This window comes from Nocardia noduli (genome assembly GCF_019038455.1).
Taxonomy (GTDB): domain Bacteria; phylum Actinomycetota; class Actinomycetes; order Mycobacteriales; family Mycobacteriaceae; genus Nocardia; species Nocardia noduli.
Window position 1 is genome coordinate 72,610 of record NZ_JAFMPL010000009.1, and the last position, 18,320, is coordinate 90,929.

The 18,320-nt window shown below is 67.6% G+C and carries 17 protein-coding genes; 14 read left to right on the forward strand and 3 right to left on the reverse strand.

Annotated features, from left to right (window positions below; genetic code table 11):
* Positions 1–47: 47 nt before the first annotated feature.
* The 4 genes from JZ792_RS08160 (at position 48) to JZ792_RS08175 (ending at position 4,373) form a co-directional block, all read left to right on the forward strand.
* Complete coding sequence (locus JZ792_RS08160) at positions 48–2,060, forward strand: ABC transporter permease (protein ID WP_216908436.1); 2,013 nt, start codon at positions 48–50, stop codon at positions 2,058–2,060.
* Entirely contained in the window at positions 2,050–2,865 is an 816-nt protein-coding gene (locus tag JZ792_RS08165; protein ID WP_216908437.1) for an ABC transporter ATP-binding protein, read from the forward strand. The genes JZ792_RS08160 and JZ792_RS08165 overlap by 11 nt, the downstream gene beginning before the upstream one ends.
* The gene (locus JZ792_RS08170) at positions 2,862–3,632 is read left to right on the forward strand and encodes an ABC transporter ATP-binding protein (RefSeq protein ID WP_216908439.1); all 771 of its coding nucleotides are present in this window, start codon (positions 2,862–2,864) and stop codon (positions 3,630–3,632) included. Before JZ792_RS08165 ends, JZ792_RS08170 begins: the two co-directional genes overlap by 4 nt.
* A 75-nt stretch (positions 3,633–3,707) precedes the next feature.
* On the forward strand, positions 3,708–4,373 hold the full coding sequence (locus tag JZ792_RS08175) for a TetR/AcrR family transcriptional regulator (RefSeq protein ID WP_216908442.1): 666 nt from the start codon (positions 3,708–3,710) through the stop codon (positions 4,371–4,373).
* Between the two features lie 61 nt (positions 4,374–4,434).
* On the opposite strand, the gene JZ792_RS08180 is transcribed toward JZ792_RS08175, so the two are convergent.
* Positions 4,435–4,836: a group I truncated hemoglobin gene (locus JZ792_RS08180; protein ID WP_216908444.1), complete on the reverse strand. Its 402-nt coding sequence runs from the start codon at positions 4,834–4,836 to the stop codon at positions 4,435–4,437.
* Positions 4,837–5,364: 528 nt separating this feature from the next.
* On the reverse strand, positions 5,365–5,952 hold the full coding sequence (locus tag JZ792_RS08185; protein WP_308165198.1) for a TetR/AcrR family transcriptional regulator: 588 nt from the start codon (positions 5,950–5,952) through the stop codon (positions 5,365–5,367).
* Between the two features lie 151 nt (positions 5,953–6,103).
* On the opposite strand from JZ792_RS08185, the gene JZ792_RS08190 reads away from it, so the two are divergent.
* Positions 6,104–7,045 carry an alpha/beta hydrolase family protein gene (locus JZ792_RS08190; protein WP_438804306.1) on the forward strand — a complete coding sequence of 314 codons (942 nt, stop codon included), beginning with the start codon at positions 6,104–6,106 and terminating at the stop codon, positions 7,043–7,045.
* 130 nt (positions 7,046–7,175) lie between these two features.
* Here the strand turns inward: JZ792_RS08190 and JZ792_RS08195 are convergent, their stop codons facing one another.
* On the reverse strand, positions 7,176–7,766 hold the full coding sequence (locus JZ792_RS08195) for a TerD family protein (RefSeq protein WP_308165206.1): 591 nt from the start codon (positions 7,764–7,766) through the stop codon (positions 7,176–7,178).
* Positions 7,767–7,929: 163 nt separating this feature from the next.
* On the opposite strand from JZ792_RS08195, the gene JZ792_RS08200 reads away from it, so the two are divergent.
* From JZ792_RS08200 to JZ792_RS08240, 9 genes are all read left to right on the forward strand, one after another.
* Positions 7,930–8,664 (forward strand): molybdopterin-dependent oxidoreductase, encoded by a 735-nt coding sequence (locus JZ792_RS08200; RefSeq protein ID WP_216908450.1) that lies wholly within the window; start codon positions 7,930–7,932, stop codon positions 8,662–8,664.
* Entirely contained in the window at positions 8,648–9,283 is a 636-nt protein-coding gene (locus JZ792_RS08205; RefSeq protein ID WP_216908452.1) for a cytochrome b/b6 domain-containing protein, read from the forward strand. Before JZ792_RS08200 ends, JZ792_RS08205 begins: the two co-directional genes overlap by 17 nt.
* A 151-nt stretch (positions 9,284–9,434) precedes the next feature.
* The gene (locus tag JZ792_RS08210) at positions 9,435–11,072 is read left to right on the forward strand and encodes an ABC transporter substrate-binding protein (protein WP_216908454.1); all 1,638 of its coding nucleotides are present in this window, start codon (positions 9,435–9,437) and stop codon (positions 11,070–11,072) included.
* A 44-nt stretch (positions 11,073–11,116) separates the two neighbouring features.
* Positions 11,117–12,154, forward strand: a complete 1,038-nt coding sequence (locus JZ792_RS08215; RefSeq protein WP_216908456.1) for an ABC transporter permease — start codon at positions 11,117–11,119, stop codon at positions 12,152–12,154.
* Positions 12,151–13,044 (forward strand): ABC transporter permease, encoded by an 894-nt coding sequence (locus tag JZ792_RS08220; RefSeq protein WP_308165199.1) that lies wholly within the window; start codon positions 12,151–12,153, stop codon positions 13,042–13,044. The genes JZ792_RS08215 and JZ792_RS08220 overlap by 4 nt, the downstream gene beginning before the upstream one ends.
* 50 nt (positions 13,045–13,094) lie before the next feature.
* Positions 13,095–14,708, forward strand: coding sequence for a dipeptide ABC transporter ATP-binding protein (locus JZ792_RS08225; protein WP_216908553.1), 1,614 nt, complete (start codon positions 13,095–13,097; stop codon positions 14,706–14,708).
* On the forward strand, positions 14,705–15,961 hold the full coding sequence (locus JZ792_RS08230; RefSeq protein ID WP_216908458.1) for an acyl-CoA dehydrogenase family protein: 1,257 nt from the start codon (positions 14,705–14,707) through the stop codon (positions 15,959–15,961). Before JZ792_RS08225 ends, JZ792_RS08230 begins: the two co-directional genes overlap by 4 nt.
* Complete coding sequence (locus tag JZ792_RS08235) at positions 15,958–17,184, forward strand: acyl-CoA dehydrogenase family protein (RefSeq protein ID WP_216908460.1); 1,227 nt, start codon at positions 15,958–15,960, stop codon at positions 17,182–17,184. The genes JZ792_RS08230 and JZ792_RS08235 overlap by 4 nt, the downstream gene beginning before the upstream one ends.
* A 41-nt stretch (positions 17,185–17,225) precedes the next feature.
* A complete protein-coding gene (locus tag JZ792_RS08240) occupies positions 17,226–18,257 on the forward strand; it encodes an aldo/keto reductase (protein WP_216908462.1) in 1,032 nt (343 codons plus the stop codon).
* The last annotated feature ends 63 nt before the right edge of the window (positions 18,258–18,320 follow it).

Below are 18,320 nucleotides of genomic sequence, written 5' to 3' on the forward strand. Positions count from 1 at the left end.
GGCGGCCCACCCGCCACGGCCTCGGCCATCCACAGAAATAAGGGCACATGGGCCAGTTCTTGCAGTTCGTCTTTCTCGGCCTCGCGGTCGGCGCGGTATACGCCGTCTTGGCCACGTCGCTGGTAGGAGTGCACGCCGCGACGGGAATCATCAATTTCGCGCAGGGCGCGTTCGCGCTGTGGGCGGTGTATGTCGTCGCGGCACTGCGGACCGACGGGACGTTCGTCCTGCCGATCGGCAGTCTCGCATTCGGCAGCGAGGAGCATCCGACGCCGATGGCGGCGGCGGTCGCGTTGGGAATCGCCTCGGCGGCGGTCTGGGCGCTGCTGGCGCACCTGGTGGTGTTCCGTCCGCTGCGTCACGCGCCGGTACTGGCGCAGGTGGTCGCCTCGGTCGGGTTGATGCTGTTCATCCAGGCGCTGGTCGGGTTGCGGTTCGACACCGAAAACCTTTTCGCGTCACCGATTCTGCCGGAGAACACCGTCACGGTGGCCGGTGCGATGATCAATGTGTCCGATCTCGTTCTCGCCGCGATCGCGATCGCCGTCGCGGTCGGCCTGCGCGCGTATTTCACCCTGACCACCGCCGGTATCGCGACCCGCGCGGGCTCGGAGGACGAACTCGCGGCCCGGCTGACCGGATACTCACCCGATCGGCTCGCCGCGATCGTGTGGACGCTGACCGGCGCCGCCTGCGGGCTCATCGGGGTACTCGCCGCGTACACCATCGGGTTGAACGAGACGAGCTACACCTTCTACGTGATCCCGGCGCTGGCGGCGGCGCTGGTCGGACGGCTGTCGTCGTTCGCGGTCGCCTGTGCGGCCGGGTTGGGACTGGGGTCCTTCCAGGCGGTCGTGCTGTGGATCGACACCAAGGACTGGTTGCCGAACTGGGCGCAGGCCGGGCTCGGTGACGCGGTGCCCTTCGTGATCGTCGTGATCGCGCTGTTCCTGCTCGGCGGCCGGATTCCCGCGCGCGGCTCGCTCGGGGCGGTGAAGATGCCCGCGGTGCGGATCCCGCGGATCAGGATCGTGCCGACGGCCGGGGTCCTGACGGTCGCCGTCCTCGCGATCGTCTCGACGACGGGCACGTGGCGCTACGGCGTCGTCACCTCGATCATCCTGTCGCTGATCGCGCTGTCACTGGTGCTGCTGACCGGGTATCTCGGTCAGATCTCCTTGGCCAGTATGGCTTTCGCGGGTACCGCGGGATTCGCGTTGTCGAAGTTGTCCGACGGCTGGCACGTGCCGTTTCCGCTCGGAATGATCGCCGCGGCCGCGACCGCCACCGCGCTCGGTGTCCTGGTCGGGGTGCCCGCGCTGCGCATTCGCGGCGCGCAACTGGCGGTGGTGACCCTGGCCGCCGCGCTGGCGATCCAGAGTTTCGTGTTCAACAACCCGTCGCTGACTCCCGCGCAGGGCAATCTCATCGCCGATCCGACCCTGTTCGGCCTCGACCTGGGCGTCCGCGAGGGCACCGACCTGGTCACCCTGCGTTTCGCGCTGATGGTGCTGGTGGTCGTCGCGATCTGCACGCTGGCGGTGATGCGGATCATGGGCGGTGCGACCGGCCGCGCGCTGCTGGCGGTGCGGTCCAACGAGCGCGCGGCCGCATCGGTCGGCATCGACGTCGCGGCGACGAAATTGCTCGGCTTCGCCGTCTCGGCCTTCCTCGCCGGTATCGGCGGCTGCCTGATCGGCTACAGCCGAGGGCAGCTCTCGGCGGGATCGTTCACCGTGATGATCGGATTGACGGTACTGGCGATGACCTACGTCGGCGGCATCACCTCGGTCTCGGGCGCGTTCCTCGCGGGAACGGTCGGCCCGCTCGGCGTCGGCTACGTATTCCTCAATCAGACTCTCGAACTCGGCGAGTACTACGACCTCATCGCCGCGGGGGTACTGCTGCTGATGGCGGTGCTCAATCCCGTCGGCATCGCGGGCGCGCTCGCCTCCGCGAAAGAGTCTCTCACCGCGACTCTTTCGCGTCGACCGGCCCGAGAACCGGTCACCGAACCCGTCGCAGACACCGGAAAGGAGGCAGTGGCCCATGTCGGATGACCTGACGCCTCTGCTGCGCACGTCGGGGTTGTCGGTGCGCTACGGCGGCGTCGTGGCGAACACCGATATCGATATCGCCGTCGACGCCGGTGAGATCGTCGGCTTGATCGGACCCAACGGTGCGGGCAAGACGACATTCGTCGACGCCGTCACCGGATTCACCGAGTACACCGGACATGTCGGCCTCGAAGGTGTCGCACTCGACAAGCTCGGCCCGCACCGCCGGCGCCGCGCCGGACTGGCCAGGACGTGGCAGGCGGGGGAGTTGTTCGGGGATCTGACGGTCGCGCAGAACCTCGCCGTCGCCGTCGCGCCGACCGGTCTGCGCACGCTGTTCTCCGATATCTTCGGAAGTTCGGCGCTGCCGAGCGAAACCGTCGACGCGGCACTGGAATTGGTGGGCGTGCCGGGCGTGGCCGCCCGGCGTCCCGATGAATTGACGCTCGGCCAGCAGAAACTGGTCGGCGTGGCGCGCGCCCTGGTCGGCGGCACCAGGGTGGTGCTGCTCGACGAACCGGCCGCCGGGTTGGACACGCACGAAAGCCTGGAGTTCGGACGGCATTTGCGCCGGGTCGCCGAGGCGGGCGTCGGTGTGCTGCTCATCGACCACGACATGTCGCTGGTCCTCGACATCTGTACGCGACTGTATGTGCTGGACTTCGGCGTCGTCATCGCCGCCGGAGCGCCCGCCCTGATCCGAGAAGATCCCCGTGTGATCGCGGCCTATCTGGGCACCGCCCGGCCGGGCGAGAGCGAAACCACGGCGACGACGAGTGCCGCCCGACCGGCAGGAGAGACCGAATGACCGGCTCGGCGATCGCCGAAGTACCTGTGTCCGAGACGAATCCGGCGCTGCGCATCGATAAGCTCACGGTCGGGTACGGCGGTGTGCCCGCCGTGCGCGAACTGGATGCCCAGGTGCGACCGGGTGAGATACTCGCGCTGTTGGGGCCCAACGGCGCGGGCAAGACCACGACCCTGCTCGCCTCGGTCGGGGCGCTGCCGGTGCTCTCGGGCACCATCACCGCGCTCGGCGAACCGCTGGATCGACGGGTCGAGCGAAACGCGCGCCGCGGCGTCGTCCTGGTACCCGACAGTCGCGGGGTGTTCCACCGCCTTTCGGTCGACGACAACCTGCGCCTGGCCCGACGCAAACACGGTCCGTCGATCGCCGACGTCCTGGACTATTTCCCCAAGCTCGGGTCCATGCGCTCGCGGCGGTGCGGCACCCTGTCCGGTGGTGAACAACAGATGCTCGCGCTGGCGAAAGCGTTGCTGTGCGCGCCGAAAATCCTGCTCATCGACGAACTCAGCCTCGGGCTCTCACCGATCGCGGTCGAGGATCTGCTGCCGCGACTGCGGGTGATCGCCGACGACCAGCACATGGCCGTGGTCCTGGTCGAACAACATATCGAACTGGCGCTGTCGATCGCCGACTCCGCGGTGGTGCTCCACCACGGCAGGGCCGCGCTGTCGGGTTCGGCGACCGAGTTGCGTGATCGCCGGGATATGGTCGAGGCGGCGTACTTCGGTAATGTCGGAGAATCCGCGGTTGGTCCCGCCATGACCTGACGCGGGCCACCACGGTGGCCGCGTTCGATCGGAAGACCGCAGGCGAGGGCGTGCGGCACACCAGGGAGGGGGAGCGTGACCGGAAAGCCGGACCGCGGGAAGACGGCACGTCGCAGTACCCGCAATCGCCCCACCGACAACGAACTGCTCGACGCGGCCTGCGCGGTGATCGCCGAAGTCGGCGTCGCCCGGACCACCATGGACACCATCGCGCAGCGCGCCGACACCTCCCGGGTGACCCTCTACGCCCATTTCGGTTCTCGCGACGCACTCGTCGACGCGGTGATCGAACGCGAACTCGAGGCGTTGACCGCCTGGATGTTCGAGATCTACGACAACGGCGAGACGATGCAGTACGGGCAGCGCGCCCGTTACTCGGTCGAATCGCTCTTCGACTACGCGCGCCGACACCCCGAGGGCTTCCGGGTACTGCTCGACAACCGATACGACGACAGCCATCCGGGGCGACGGCTCTCGGCCGCCCTGGAACCGCGTATCGCCGAGCGGTTGCGAGCGAACTACGCCGAACGCGGGACACCCATCCACGGCGGCGCCGACACCCTCGCCACCATGCTCCTCGGGATCAGCCTCGATATCGCCTACCGTGCCGTCATCGTGGCGGGCGCCGATATCGACGCGGCCTGCGACCTCGCCGTGACGGCGTCGCTCGCGGTGCTGCGCGCCGTCGAACCCGAACAGTTGCGCGCGATCGATACCTCGCCGGTGCGGCACGGTTCGTAACGACCACCGGTCGACGCACGCACGCGTGTGCCGGGTCGACTGACGAGTCCTCGGGTGGCGGTCAGCCGGAGGCGATGTCGTCGGCCAACGGTGCGATGGCGGCGATGATCAGGCCGGTCGTCTCGGCAGGTACTCCCGCCGCCGACAGTGCGTCCGCGAGGTGGTGGGCCACCAGGTCGAAATGGTGCCGGGTGATGCCGCGACCTCGGTGGACCTGTTTCATCGAGGGGCCGATATACGGTTCGGGACCGCCGAGGGCGGCGACGAAGAATTCGACCTGACGTCCTCGCATGCGTGCCATGTTCACGCCCGCGAAGAACTCCGACAGTGCGGCGTCGTCGAGGACGCGCGCGTAGAAGTCCTCGACGACGACTTCGATGGCTCGGCGACCGCCGATCCGGTCGTAGATCGATACGTTCTCCGACGTAGGCGGGTCGGAGGCGAAAGGCGCTGCGGAACACATGATTTCAGCGCCCGCTTCTGGTCGTCGACGGGGACCGGTCAGGTTTCGGTTCGTTTTCGACTCTCGATCCGAGACGTCTGGTGAGTCCGTGCATCGTCGCCACTCCTCATTGAGTTGAGCATCACCCGGTGCGGGAGCACGAGGTGCTCACGCTGGCAGGTGGTAGAGAATTTATACTAACTTAATGGCCTCAGGTGGGCTATTAGAACTGTGGATGACGAGGCTTCGGATGGGCGCGCATCTGCCTGTTAGTCGGATAATCCTTGTTTATAGGCTATGCCTACTGTCGGCTACAGGTGAAAGCTAGCTCGGCGAGTGGTGGGGCAAGAATTGGCCATTCGTCGCGAGCTATGAATAGTCAGTCACATAATCGCTTGCTAGTTGCTAGTTGCTAGTTGCTAGTTGCTAGTTGCTAGTTGCTGGCTGATGGCACCCGAGTGGGCGAATGCGGAGCGGCGAGCACGCGGGAGTGGCCGAACTGCCGGGTGCCGACGGCTGGGATCCGTCGGCATGGGAGCGTCCCGCGGTTCATTCGGTCCGGCGAAGTCCCGCGATCAAGAATTCGATAAGCCGCCGTGCGTCGTAACGCAGATTCGCACTCGCGCCCGCGCACAGGCTTCCGACTCCGCGCATGAGTTCGTAGGCGTCGAGATCGGGGCGGATCTCCCCGGAAGCGGCTGCGGCATCGAGTATTTCGGTGCAGACGGGGACCAGTCGATCGAGGAAGTACGAGTGCAGCGGGTCGAAACAGGGGTCGTCGGATTGGAGTACGGCGGCGAGTCCCTGTTTGGTGATGACGAAATCGACGAAGCGGTCGATCCAGGATCGCAGGGCGGCGTACGGTGTCGCGCTGGTCGCCAGGAGTTCGGGGCCGTCCACGGCGAGGGCGTCCACCTGGTGTCGGTAGACGGCGATGATGAGGTCCGCGCGCGTGGGGAAGTGGCGGTAGATCGTGGCCGTGCCGACGCCCGCCCTGGTCGCGATATCCCGGATCGGCACCTCGACACCCGAGGTGACGAACGCCGCCGCCGCCGCGTCGAGTAGCGCTTTCTCGTTACGCCGTGCGTCGGCCCTTCTGGGGCGGGTCGTGCCCTCGGTGGTGCGGTCGTCGTTCACCTCGTCCTCTCTTTCGCGGCGCGGTCGATAAACGGGACAGTGTCCCGTATAGTCAAACGTGACAGCGTCCCGTTTCTCCATTCTGTCAGATCGCGCCGACGGCCCTGCCGTTGCGCCCGTCGAGCGGGACAGATCTCGGAAGGAATTCTGCGTGAACCAGTCGAACACAACGATGATCGCGGGTATCGAATCGCCCGCGCCGGTCGTGTCGGTGAAGCCGATCGTCCTGCCCGCGCCGGAACGAGGTGATGACCTGCGGGTACGAGTATCCGCGCCGGTGACCGGGCAGGCACTGCCCGTGCTCGTCTTCTCGCACGGCTTCGGCTCGTCGTCGGACGGCTACGGCCCCCTCGCCGACTTCTGGGCCGCGCACGGTTTCGTGGTGATCCAACCGACCCACCTCGACTCCCGGACCCTGCGCCTCGCCCCCGACGATCCCCGCACACCGCTGATCTGGCGGTCGCGAGTGGCGGATATGACCCGCGTGCTCGACCGGCTCGAACAGTTGGAGACCTCGGTTCCCGGCCTCGCCGGTCGGGTCGATCGCGACCGGATAGCGGTGGCGGGCCACTCCTTCGGCGGCCAGACCGCGGGCAATCTCCTGGGAGCGCGCGTCCACGAACCCGACGGCGGGGACGGCGTCGACCTGTCCGATTCCCGCGTCGCGGCAGGTGTCCTCCTGGCCACCGCCGGACACGGAGGTGCGGACCTGAGCCCGTTCGCCGCCGAGCATTTCCCGTTCATGCACCCGAGTTTCGCGGCGATGACCACCCCGGCGCTGGTGGTCGCGGGCGACCACGACGACTCCCCGCTGACGGTTCGCGGACCGGACTGGCTCACCGACGCGTACCACGCGAGCCCCGGCAGCAAGAGCCTGCTCACAGTGTTCGGCGCCGAACACTCCCTCGGCGGAATCCCCGGCTACGAAGCCGCCGAGACGACCGACGAGAGTCCGGAACGGGTCGACCTGATCCAACGGGTCACGCTGGCCTACCTGCGGAAAGCCCTCGACATCGACGACATCGGCTGGAAGCAGGCGTGTTCGGCACTGCTGGAGGGTAATTCGTCTCTGGGCCGCATCGAGTCGAAGTGAGATCTTCGAGGTCGCACAGGTTTCCGAACCTGGTGCGCTCTCGACGCGACCCCATCGGTTTCGCCCGACGGCTCGGGAAAGCCGGACGGCGCTCCCGGCTCCCGGCTGCCGAACAGCGGATCGGGGTGAATCAGTGTGATTCGACCAGGTGGTCTCCGAGGTGGGGGATGGCGTCGGTCAGGTGGCGAGCCGAGATGGGGTCGATGATCGGGGTGAAGTCCCAATCACCCTCGCGGTACTGCAATTTGGCGACCACGACGCCGGTATGCGGCCCGGTGTCCGCGAGATCGCATCGGATCAGTTCGGTGGCGGTGACGCTGTCGGTGATTCGGCAGAAGCCGTTCTCGACCTGATCCAAGGTGTGGCCGGAGTAGCAGCTGACGACGAAGAAGATCGTGGTGACGAGCGGGTCCATCGCGGTCAGGTCGATGACGATCACCTCGTTGTCGCCGTCACCGTCGCCGGTGACGCTGTCACCGAGGTGCCGTGCCGCGCCGTCGTTCGAGGTCAGCTTCTCGTGGTAGGCGACGTCGAGCAGGCGTGGTCCCGCGAACATCAGTGCCGCGGCATTGAGGTCGATGTCCTTGCGGCTCCTGCCGAACAGGCCTCTGCGACGGACGGGATCCCACCCGAGGCCCATCGTGACATGCGCGAGTGGGGTGGGGAAACGGAACGGGGCCGGGGTGATCGTGTGGTGCCTCCATGACTGATCGAACCCGATCCGTGGTTTCGGATCGAGTTGCCGACCAGACTTCCCGGCACACCTACCTCTAAAGATGCCCTATGCACCACGTCTGTGGCAAATACGGACAATTCGACCCACCGGTCGGCCGTGTGCACACGACCGGAGGTCACGACCGTGCCGGAACCGGGATACTGGGAATATGGCCGCCGCGCACGACTCCGATCCGGATATCTCCGGCGCGCCGGTCGGCCGTCGCGTGATCCTCGGATTACTCGCGGCGGGGGTGGCCGGTGTGCTCGGCGGCGCCACCGTGCAGACCGGTTTGTCGGCGGTACTCGGACCGATCGGCAACCGCGATCCGACCGGCTTGGTCGGGTTGATCCCGGTCGGTGACTCGTTCCGGTTCTACTCGGTCACCGACAGCGTCCCGCATCGCGACGCCGGGAACTATCGGCTCGATGTCACCGGTCTGGTCGGGGCGCCGCGCGGGTACACGCTCGAGGAACTGCGGGCCATGCCGCAGACGACGCTGGTGCGGGATTTCCAATGCGTCACCGGGTGGCGCGTGCCCGAAGTGCGGTGGAGCGGAGTACTTCTGGCCGATCTCCTGGACGCGGCCGGGGTGCGCGACGAGGCTCGGGCGGTAAGATTCACCTCGTTCGACGGTGAGTACACCGAGAGCCTGACCCTCGAACAGGCCCGCCGCGACGACGTGCTGGTCGCGCTGGAGATGATCGACGGGCCGGTCACCCATGACCACGGCGGGCCGGTCCGGCTCTACGTCGCCCCCATGTACGGGTACAAGAGTCTGAAATGGCTGTCCGGCATCGAGGTGACCGCGAAGGTGATCCCCGGCTACTGGGAGCAGAACGGGTACGCCGTCGACGGGTGGGTCGGCAGTTCGAACGGTCGTGACGATGACCCGACCGGCTGAATCCGGGGCGGTCCGCCTGCACCGGTTCGGACGGGTCGAACGCGCGGTGCACTGGCTGACCGGACTGCTGGTCGTCAGTTGCGTGGTGACCGCCGCCATCCTCTACAACGGCCCACTCGCGGTGCTGGTCGGCAATCGGCACATCGTCGAAACCGTCCATGTCTGGAGCGGTTTCGCCTTGCCGATCCCGTTGGTCGCGGGTCTGGTTTCCGCGGCCTATCGCGCCGATCTGCGCCGCTTGAACCGCTTCACCCCGGCCGACTATCGGTGGTTGCGCTCCAGAACCCGCCGCCGTTCCGGTGCGGATGTCGGGAAGTTCAACGCGGGGCAGAAACTCAACGCCGCGCTGAGCGCCGGATCGATTCTTGTGCTGCTCGGGACCGGGGTGATCATGTTCTTCCCCGACTGGACGCGGCTCACCTGGCGCACCGGCGCGACCTTCGTCCACGACTGGTTCGCGCTCGCGTTCGGCCTGCTGGTCGCGGGCCATCTCGTGTACGCGCTGCGCGATCGGGAAGCCATGCGCGGCATGCTCGTCGGTACGGTGTCGAAATCCTGGGCGACGCGCGAGCACATGCTGTGGGCCGCGCGCGCGGAATCGGAACGGCGCGACCGATAGCGATAGGTGGCGGTCGGCTCGGCCTCGGTCGCCGGGTTTCAATCATCGTGAGCTGACCCATCGCACTGCGGTGGCGGTCGGTGGTCCACTCACTGGACAACGCGCGACCACCCGTTCGGCGTCCGATCCGGATGAAAGACCCACCACCGCAATGAGGAACATTCGATTCCGCAAACTCCTGGCCACGACCGCGGTGGCCACCGCCCTCGCGACGGCACTGGCCGCCTGCGGTGGCTCGTCGTCCTCGTCGGGCGATTCCGTGGGCGAACCCGTCTTCGGCTCGACCTTGCAGTTCTACGATCCGGTGCAGTACACGGCGTGGCTCCCCACGAATTCGATCTGGTCCAACAGTCAGGTCACCAACAATCTGGCGGAGCGGCTGACCTGGCAGGACGCGAAAACCGGTGCGATCAAGCCGTGGCTGGCGACATCGTGGGAGATCAGCGACGACAAACTGAAGTACCGGTTCCGGCTGCGCGAGGGTGTGACCTTCAGCAACGGTGACCCGGTCGACGCCGCGATCGTCAAGGCGAACTACGACCAGCACGGCTTCGGCGACCAGCGACTCGGCATCCCGCCGGATCGTTTCTTCTCCGATTACCAGGGCGCCCAGGTCATCGATCCGCTGACGGTGGAGATCTCCTTCACCAAGCCGAACGCGGGATTCCTCCAGGTCGCCTCGTTCTACCGCGCGGGATCCATTCTGGCGAAACCGTTCCTGGAGAAGGATCTCAACGGGCAGGGGCTCGCCGCGAACTGGATCGGCTCCGGTCCCTTCGTCGTCGAATCCGTCGACGGCACAACGGGAATCACGCTGAAACGGCGCGAGGACTACAACTGGGCGCCGGAGGGATCGGCGCATCAGGGCAAGGCGTACCTCGAGCGCGTCGTCTTCAAGACCGTTCCCGAGGCAGGCACGCGGGTGGGCGCGCTGCAATCGGGCCAGGCCCATATCGCGCGCAATATCGCGCCCTACGACGAGGAGTCGGTGACGGGCGCGGGCGGTCAGATCCTCGCCTTCCCGGTGCAGGGGCAGACCAACAAACTCTCGGTGCAGCTCGATTCCACGGCGCCGATTCTCGACAAGAATGTGCGACTCGCGTTGCAGGCGGCCACGAATCGCGAGGAGATCAACCGGACGGTGCTCTCGCCGAGCTACCCGATCCCGACCAGCATTCTGGTGCAGGGCACGCCGAGTCGCGGTGACGCGACCAAGTATCTGGGCTACGACCAGGGCAGGGCCGAGTCACTGCTCGAACAGGCGGGCTGGAAGAAGGGCGCCGACGGCATCCGGGTCAAGGACGGCAAGCGTCTGCGGCTCGAGATCTGGGTCGCGCCGTATTACCAGGTCTCCCAACCGGTTCTGGAACTGCTGCAATCGCAGTGGAAGAAGGCGGGCGTCGAGCTGAATATCCACAGCACGTCGCTGACCGAGTACGAGGCGACCCAGACCGCACGCCCGGACGAATGGGCGCTGGTGCAGGGCCAGACCTCGCGGGCCGAACCCGATGTGCTGCGGACCGCGTTCGACAGCGCGGGCACGAACGAACTGCACGCCACCACACCCGACGAGAAATTGAACGAACTGGTGCGCGCGCAGGCCTTCTCCTTCGATCCAGCGGCCCGGGCGAAGGCCGTGCAAGCCATCGAGGATCACCTGTTCGCGGAGGGCTATGTGATCCCGCTCTACGACGAGACCCAGGTGTTCGGCCTCGCGTCGAACGTGCACGGATTCGGTACCGAGTCCACCGCGCGGACCTGGCTCTACGACACCTGGATCTCGGAGTAGCGGCGGACCGGGGCAGTCGAAAAACAGTTACGGAAGGTGAGCGAATGCGCGGCTATGTCGTCAGACGGCTGGGGCAGGCGGTGCTGGTGCTGTTGGCCGCCTACACCCTGTCCTTCGTCCTGCTCAGCGCGTTGCCGGGGGATTCGGTCAACAACCGGATCCAGAATCCGGACGCGCAGATCTCGCCGGAGGCCGGACGGATCATGCTGGAGTTCTACGGCCTCGACCGGCCGATCCTCGAGCAGTATCTGCTCGGGATACGCGGGGTGCTGACCGGGGAATTCGGCTATTCGCTCGTCAACGGCAAACCCGTCACGCAATTGCTCGCCGAGGTACTTCCGAGCACCCTGCGGTTGACCGCGCTCGGTCTGGTCTTCGGCCTGCTCTTCGCGGTGGTCGTCGCGCTGGCGAGCAACTACGCGCCGTGGGCGTGGTTGCGCGGCCTGTTCGGCGCCGCGCCCGCGCTGTTCGCCTCGGTGCCGACCTTCGTCGTCGGCATCCTGGCGCTCCAGTTCCTGTCCTTCCGGTTCCACCTGATCCCCTCGGTCGACGACGGCAGTCTCCTGGCACTGATCGCCCCCGCCGCGACGTTGGGACTGTTGATCGCCGCGCCGATCTCACAGGTTTTCGCGCTCTCGATCCACGCCACCCGCCGCGCGCCGTTCGTCCACGTGCTGCACGCGAAGGGAGCGGGCGAGGGGTACATCTTCCGCAAGGATGTGCTGCGCAATTCGTCGCTGCCGGTGTTGACCCTGCTCGGGTTGGCGCTCGGGGAGTTGATCGCGGGGTCGGTCGTGACGGAATCGGTCTACGCCAGGGACGGTATCGGGCAGCTCACGGTCGGGGCCGTCGACACCCAGGACCTGCCGGTCGTGCAGGGCGTGGTGCTGTTGTCGACGGCGGCCTATGTCCTGGTGAATCTCGCGGTCGACCTGATCTACCCGTTCGTCGACCCGCGCGTGCTCATCGACGGCAGGACGCAGCGGGTGACGCGGGTCCACCGCACCCGCGGACGCAAACCCGTCGCCCGGGTGGTCGCGCCGACGCCGCACCGTCTTCCGCCGGAAATGGCGATGCCGTGACCGCCGTCGTCGAGACCGGGAAGTCCGGTGCGGCAACGCCGCTCACGAGCGAGAAGCGTTCGCGCGAGCGCGTGATCACGGCCGTGCGCTGGTTGGGCGGACACTGGAGTCTGCTGCTCGCGATCGCCGTCGTGGCCGTGGTGATGCTGTGGGCGCTGGTGCCGGGCCTGTTCGTCGCCTACGACCCGTTGGCGGTGGATCCGGCGAGCAAACTGAAACCCCCGTCGGGGCAGCACTGGTTCGGCACCGACCAACTCGGCCGTGACCTCTACAGTCGGGTCGTCTACGGTGCGCGCGCGTCGCTGACCGGATCGGCGGTCGCGGTCGCGGTCGGTGTCGCGGTCGGCACCCTGCTCGGGGTACTCGCGGGATGGTTCGCCGGATTCACCGACAGCGTCCTGATGCGGATCATCGACGTGGTGCTGTCGATTCCGGGTTTCCTGCTCGCGATCACCATCGTCGTCCTGCTCGGCTTCGGGGTCTTCCAGGCCGGTGTCGCGGTCGGGCTGACCGTGTCGGCGACCTTCGCGCGGTTGATCCGCTCGGAGGTGATGAAGGCGCGCACCAGCAATTACGTCGAGGCCGCGATCACCAGCGGCGCTTCCACTTTCGATATTCTGCGCCGCCACGTGATCCCGAATTCGATCGCGCCGACCGTCTCGCTGATCACCGTGCAGTTCGGAATCGCCATCGTCTGGATCGCCTCGCTGAGTTTCCTCGGCCTCGGCGCGCAGCCGCCCGATCCGGAATGGGGGCGGCTGGTCTCCGACGGGCGCAACTACATCGCCACCCGTGGCTGGTTGACGCTGTGGCCGGGACTCACCGTCGTGGTCGTCGTCCTCGCGACCAATCACATCTCGCACCACATCACCAGGAGGACGTCATCGTGAGCGTCGTCCCCGAACATCTCGTCGTCGAACACCCGGTCACCGAATCCGCCGTGACCGCTCCGGTTCTCGCGGTGCGGAACCTCAGCGTCGGCTACCGCGTGAAACGGCGTGTCGAACCGGTCGTCCACGACGTGTCCTTCGAGGTGGGGCCGGGACAGGTGCTGGCACTGGTGGGGGAGTCGGGCTCCGGCAAGACCACCACCGCGCACGCCGTCCTCGGATTGCTCCCCGGCAACGGGGAGGTGATCGGCGGCCGCATCACCTTCCGCGACCAGGTTCTCACCGATCTGTCGGCGAAGGGCTGGCGCGAGATCCGCGGCCGCGCGGTGAGTCTCATCCCGCAGGATCCGACCGTCTCGCTCGACCCGGTGCGCCGCGTCGGCGACCAGGTCGAAGACGTGTTGCTGCTGCATACCGACCTGGGCGCCGAGGCGCGAAGGGCGCGCGTGCACGAACTGTTCGAACTGGTCGGCTTCGACGATGTCGAACGCCGCTTCCGGCAGTACCCGCACGAACTCTCCGGCGGTATGCGCCAGCGGGTGCTGATCGCGACGGCGGTGGCGGCCGAGCCGGATCTGATCATCGCCGACGAGCCGACCTCCGCCCTCGACGCGACCGTGCAGAAACAGGTGCTCGACCTGATCGACGACATCCGCGTGCGCACCGGCACCGCTCTGGTGCTGGTGACGCACGACCTCGGCGTGGCCGCCGACCGGTCCGACATCATCGGCGTGATGCGCGACGGCCGACTCGTCGAAGCGGGACCGACCGCGCGGGTCGTCGCGAATCCGGGCCACGACTACACCCGCCGACTGCTCGACAGCGTGCCCGCGCGGCGCGTCGGGACGCGGACCCGGGCGGCGGTGGGGGAGGACCGCGCCGTTGTCATCGACGTATCCGAACTGCGCAAGGAATACGGCGACGTCGCCGCGGTCGACGGCGTCTCGTTCGAGGTGCGCCGGGGCGAGACGTTCTCCCTCGTCGGCGAGTCGGGCAGCGGCAAATCGACCACCGCCCGCGTGCTGACGGGACTCACCGAGGCGACCTCGGGCCGAGTCTCCTTGCTGGGCAACGACATCACCCGGATCGGCCGACGTGGGTTCCGGCCGCTGCGGCGTGATGTGCAGATCGTCTACCAGAATCCGTTCTCGTCGTTCGACCCGAGATTCGACGTGTACGACGTCGTCGAGGAGCCGTTGCGCTCGTTCCGGTCCACCCGTCGCCCACGCGGTCGGCGTCCCGACCTGGACCGGGTCGTCGCCGCGCTGGAGGCCGCGGCGCTGCCCGCCGATTTCGTGAACCGCCACCCCGGCGAACTGTCCGGCGGCCAACGGCAACGGGTCGCGATAGCGCGGGCACTGGTCCTCGAACCGAAGGTCGTCGTCCTGGACGAGCCGATCTCGGCACTGGACGTCTCGGTCGCGGCGCAGATCCTGGATCTGCTGCGCACCCTGCAAGAGGAACGTGGCCTGACCTACCTGTTCATCTCCCACGACCTCGCCGTCGTCCGCGCCATCTCGGATCGGGTGGCGGTGATGCGGCACGGGCGCATCGTCGAACAGGGCGCGGTGGAACAGGTCTTCTCCGATCCAGCCAACGAGTACACGGTGCGACTGATCGACGCGATCGCGGGCCGCGAACTCACCGTAGGAGGTTTGTCATGACTGCTCCGTCTCGTCTGGACCACGCGCTGGTGCGGATCCGGTCGGTGCTGGCCGAACTCGCCCTCGGTGTCGGTGCGCGCGACCTGGCCTTCGAACATCCCGACGAACTGGTGCGGGAACTGGCCGACGCCGGATTCGGGCGGCTGCGGGTTCCCGTCGAATTCGGCGGGTTCGACGTCGACCTGCCGACGCTGTTCGACCTGCTCGCCGAAGCGGGACAGGCGGATTCGAATATCCCGCAGATCTGGCGCGGCCATTTCACCACCGTCGAGATACTGCGCGAGGAGATCGACGAGGATGTGAGGCAGTACTGGCTGCGCCGCGTCGGCGCGGGCGCGGTATTCGGCAACGCCCAGTCCGAGCCGTCGGCCGTGGTCGCCGAGGCCGTCGCCGCTGGCGCGGCGGTGCGGGAATGGGGTGCGACGACGACGCGGGTGCGCACCGACGAGAACGGCGATCGTTTCGTCTCCGGCACCAAGTTCTATTCGACCGGAGCCAGATTCGCCGATCACATCCGCGCGGCGGTGGCCGACGACAAGGGCACGCGCGGTTTCGTCGTCATTCCGGCCGGGCACGCGGGCGTCACCCACGTCGACGATTGGGACGGGATCGGGCAGCGCCAGACCGGCAGCGGCACAACACTGTTCGACGATGTGCCGGTCGAGCCGCACGGTGATATCGGTGCCTTCAAGGAATCGCTGCGCGGGCTCGACTCGTTCGTGCAGATCGTGCACCTGGCGAATCTGACGGGGATCGCGCGCAGCATCGTCGCCGAGACGGTCGATCTCGTTCGCGCGCGCACCAGGACGAGCCTGCACGCCCTCACGCAGACGGCGACCGAGGATCCCGAGGTCCTCGGCGTGATCGGCCTGCTGGAGACCCGCAGGCTCACCGCGGAGACGCTGCTGCGGCTGGCCGCGCAACGGCTGGAGGACGCGCACACGGGCGGCGCCGAAGCCGATTTCACCCGGGCCTACCTCGACACCTCGGCGGCGCAGGTCGCCGTGATCGAAGCGGTACTCGACGCGGCGACCAGGGCTTTCGACGCGGTCGGCTCGTCGGCGGCGCGCAACAGCGTCCACCTGGACCGGCACTGGCGCAACGCCAGAACCCTCGCCTCGCACAATCCGGTGGTCTACAAGCCGAGGGTGATCGGGAATTTCCTCGTCAACGATGTCGCACCGGTACCGGGCTACTACCGCAACCGGCAGTCGGTCACCGACACCGCCGAGCGGACGGAGACCTCGCGATGACGGCCCTGCACGCCGAACCCGAAACAGGGGCGGCGACAACGGATTCGGTGCTCACCGTCGACGGCGTGCGTGCCGCGATCGGTCCGGTCCTGCGCCGTCTCGGCGACAGTGCCGCGCTGCGGGAACAGACCCGCGACTACGCCTTCGCCGACGTCGCGGCCCTGGCAGCCGCCGGAATCGGACTCGTCGGCATCGCCGAGGACGACGGCGGCGCGGGCGGATCGCTGCGCGAGGTGACCGAGGTGATCATCGACGTGGCGCGCGCGGATTCCAGTGTCGCGCAGGCCTTGCGCAGCACGTTCCTGATCGCGAACCAGGTCGCGAGCCGACCCGACCTGCCGCACCGCGAGCTGATCCTGGCCCGGCTGCGTGACCGGGATCTGTTCGCGGGCACCGTGAACGAGCGTACCGGTGGCCCGAGCGGACAGACCAACGCGACCGCCCGCCGCGAGGGCGCGGGCTGGGTGGTCACCGGCGAGAAGTACTACTCCACCGGCGGTCTCTACGCGTCCTGGTTCTCCACCCAGGCGTCGGCCGAGGACGGCACCCCGGTGCGCTTCACCGTGCCGCTCGATCGCGCGGGGGTGGAACGGCTCGACGATTTCGACGCCGTGGGCCAGCGGCTCACCGCCAGCGGCACCACCCGCTTCACCGAGGTGCGGGTGTCCGACGACGAGGTGACCGTGCTCGGCGACAGTCAGCCGGACAATCCGTGGGCGGGTTCGTTCGCCCAGCTCTATCTCGCGGCGGTACAGGCGGGGATCGCCGCGCGAGCCCTCGACGACGCGGTCGGATACGTGCGGGAGAAGGCGCGGCCGATCAAGCACAGTTCCGCGTCGACGAGCGCGCAGGATCCCTATGTCAGGGAGACGATCGGCCGGATCGCCGCGCGTGCGCAGGCGGCGCGGGCCGTCGTCCTGCTCGCGGCCGAGGCGCTCGAAGAGATCCGGGGTCTGACCGGCGCCGCCGCGCGCGAGGCGGGCGCGGCCGCCGCGGTGCACGTCGCCCAGGCGGGAACGATCGCCATCGAATCCGCGCTGAACGCGGCCGAACTGCTCTTCGACGTCGGAGGCGGTTCGATCACCGATCGCGCGCTCGGCTTCGACCGGCACTGGCGCAATTCCCGCACCGCGGCCAATCACAATCCGAGACAGTGGAAGGACGCGGTCGCCGGGGCCTATCACCTGACCGGCGAAGAACCGCCGACCACCGGCCTCTTCTGAGTTCCCACCCGACAACACATCGAACGGAAGACGACATACCGATGAGCTCGAGCCCCTACGACCTGACCTACGCCGCCGCGGCCGACCGCTACGAGAAGGTTCCCTACCGCCGCACCGGCAGATCCGGCCTGGATCTCCCGGCCTTCTCCTTCGGGTTGTGGCAGAAGTTCGGCACCGACTACCCGTTCGCCACGCAGCGCGAGATCATCCTGCACGCCTTCGATCTCGGCATCACCCATTTCGACAACGCCGACCGCTACGGTCCGCCGCATCGCGCCGCCCAGAAGAATTTCGGCGCCGTCCTGTCCAAGGATCTGGCGGCCTACCGTGACGAGCTGATCCTGTCGACCAAGGCGGGCAACCCCATCGGCCCGAGCCCGTACCTGCGCGGCGGCTCGCGCAAATCGATCCTCACCTCGCTCGACCACAGCCTGCGGGATCTTGGCACCGACTACGTCGACATCTTCTACCACCACAGCCCCGACCTCACCACGCCGCTGGAGGAATCGGTCGGCGCGCTGGTCAGCGCCGTGGAACAGGGCAAGGCGCTCTACATCGGCATCTCCAACTATCAGGCCGAGCGCACCCACGAGGCCGCCGAACTGCTGCGGCAGGCAGGCGTTCCGCTGCTGATCCACCAGGCCCGCTATTCGATCTACGACCGGCGACCCGAACGCGACGGACTGCTCGACACCGCCGCCCAGGACGGATTCGGCGTGATCGTCTACTCGCCGCTGGCGCAGGGTCTGCTCACCGACAAGTACCTGGAGACGATTCCGGCGGGCGCGCGGGCGCAGAACAGCAGTTTCCTGTCTCCCGACGTGATCGACGAGACCTACCGGCAGCGCACCTCCGAACTGAACAAGATCGCCGAGGCACGCGGGCAGTCGCTCGCCCAGCTGGCGCTGCAATGGGTGCTGCGCAGGCCCGAAGTCACCTCGGCGCTGATCGGCGCGAGTTCGACCGCGCAACTCGACCACAATATCGCCGCCGTGGAATTCCCCGATTTCACCGACGACGAACTGGCCCTCATCGAGGAACACGGCGTGCACGGGACCGGTCTGAACCTCTGACCCGTCCCGAGCCCGACGACACGACGCCGCGAGAACCCCAGGCAGGTAACCGTTCTCGCGGCG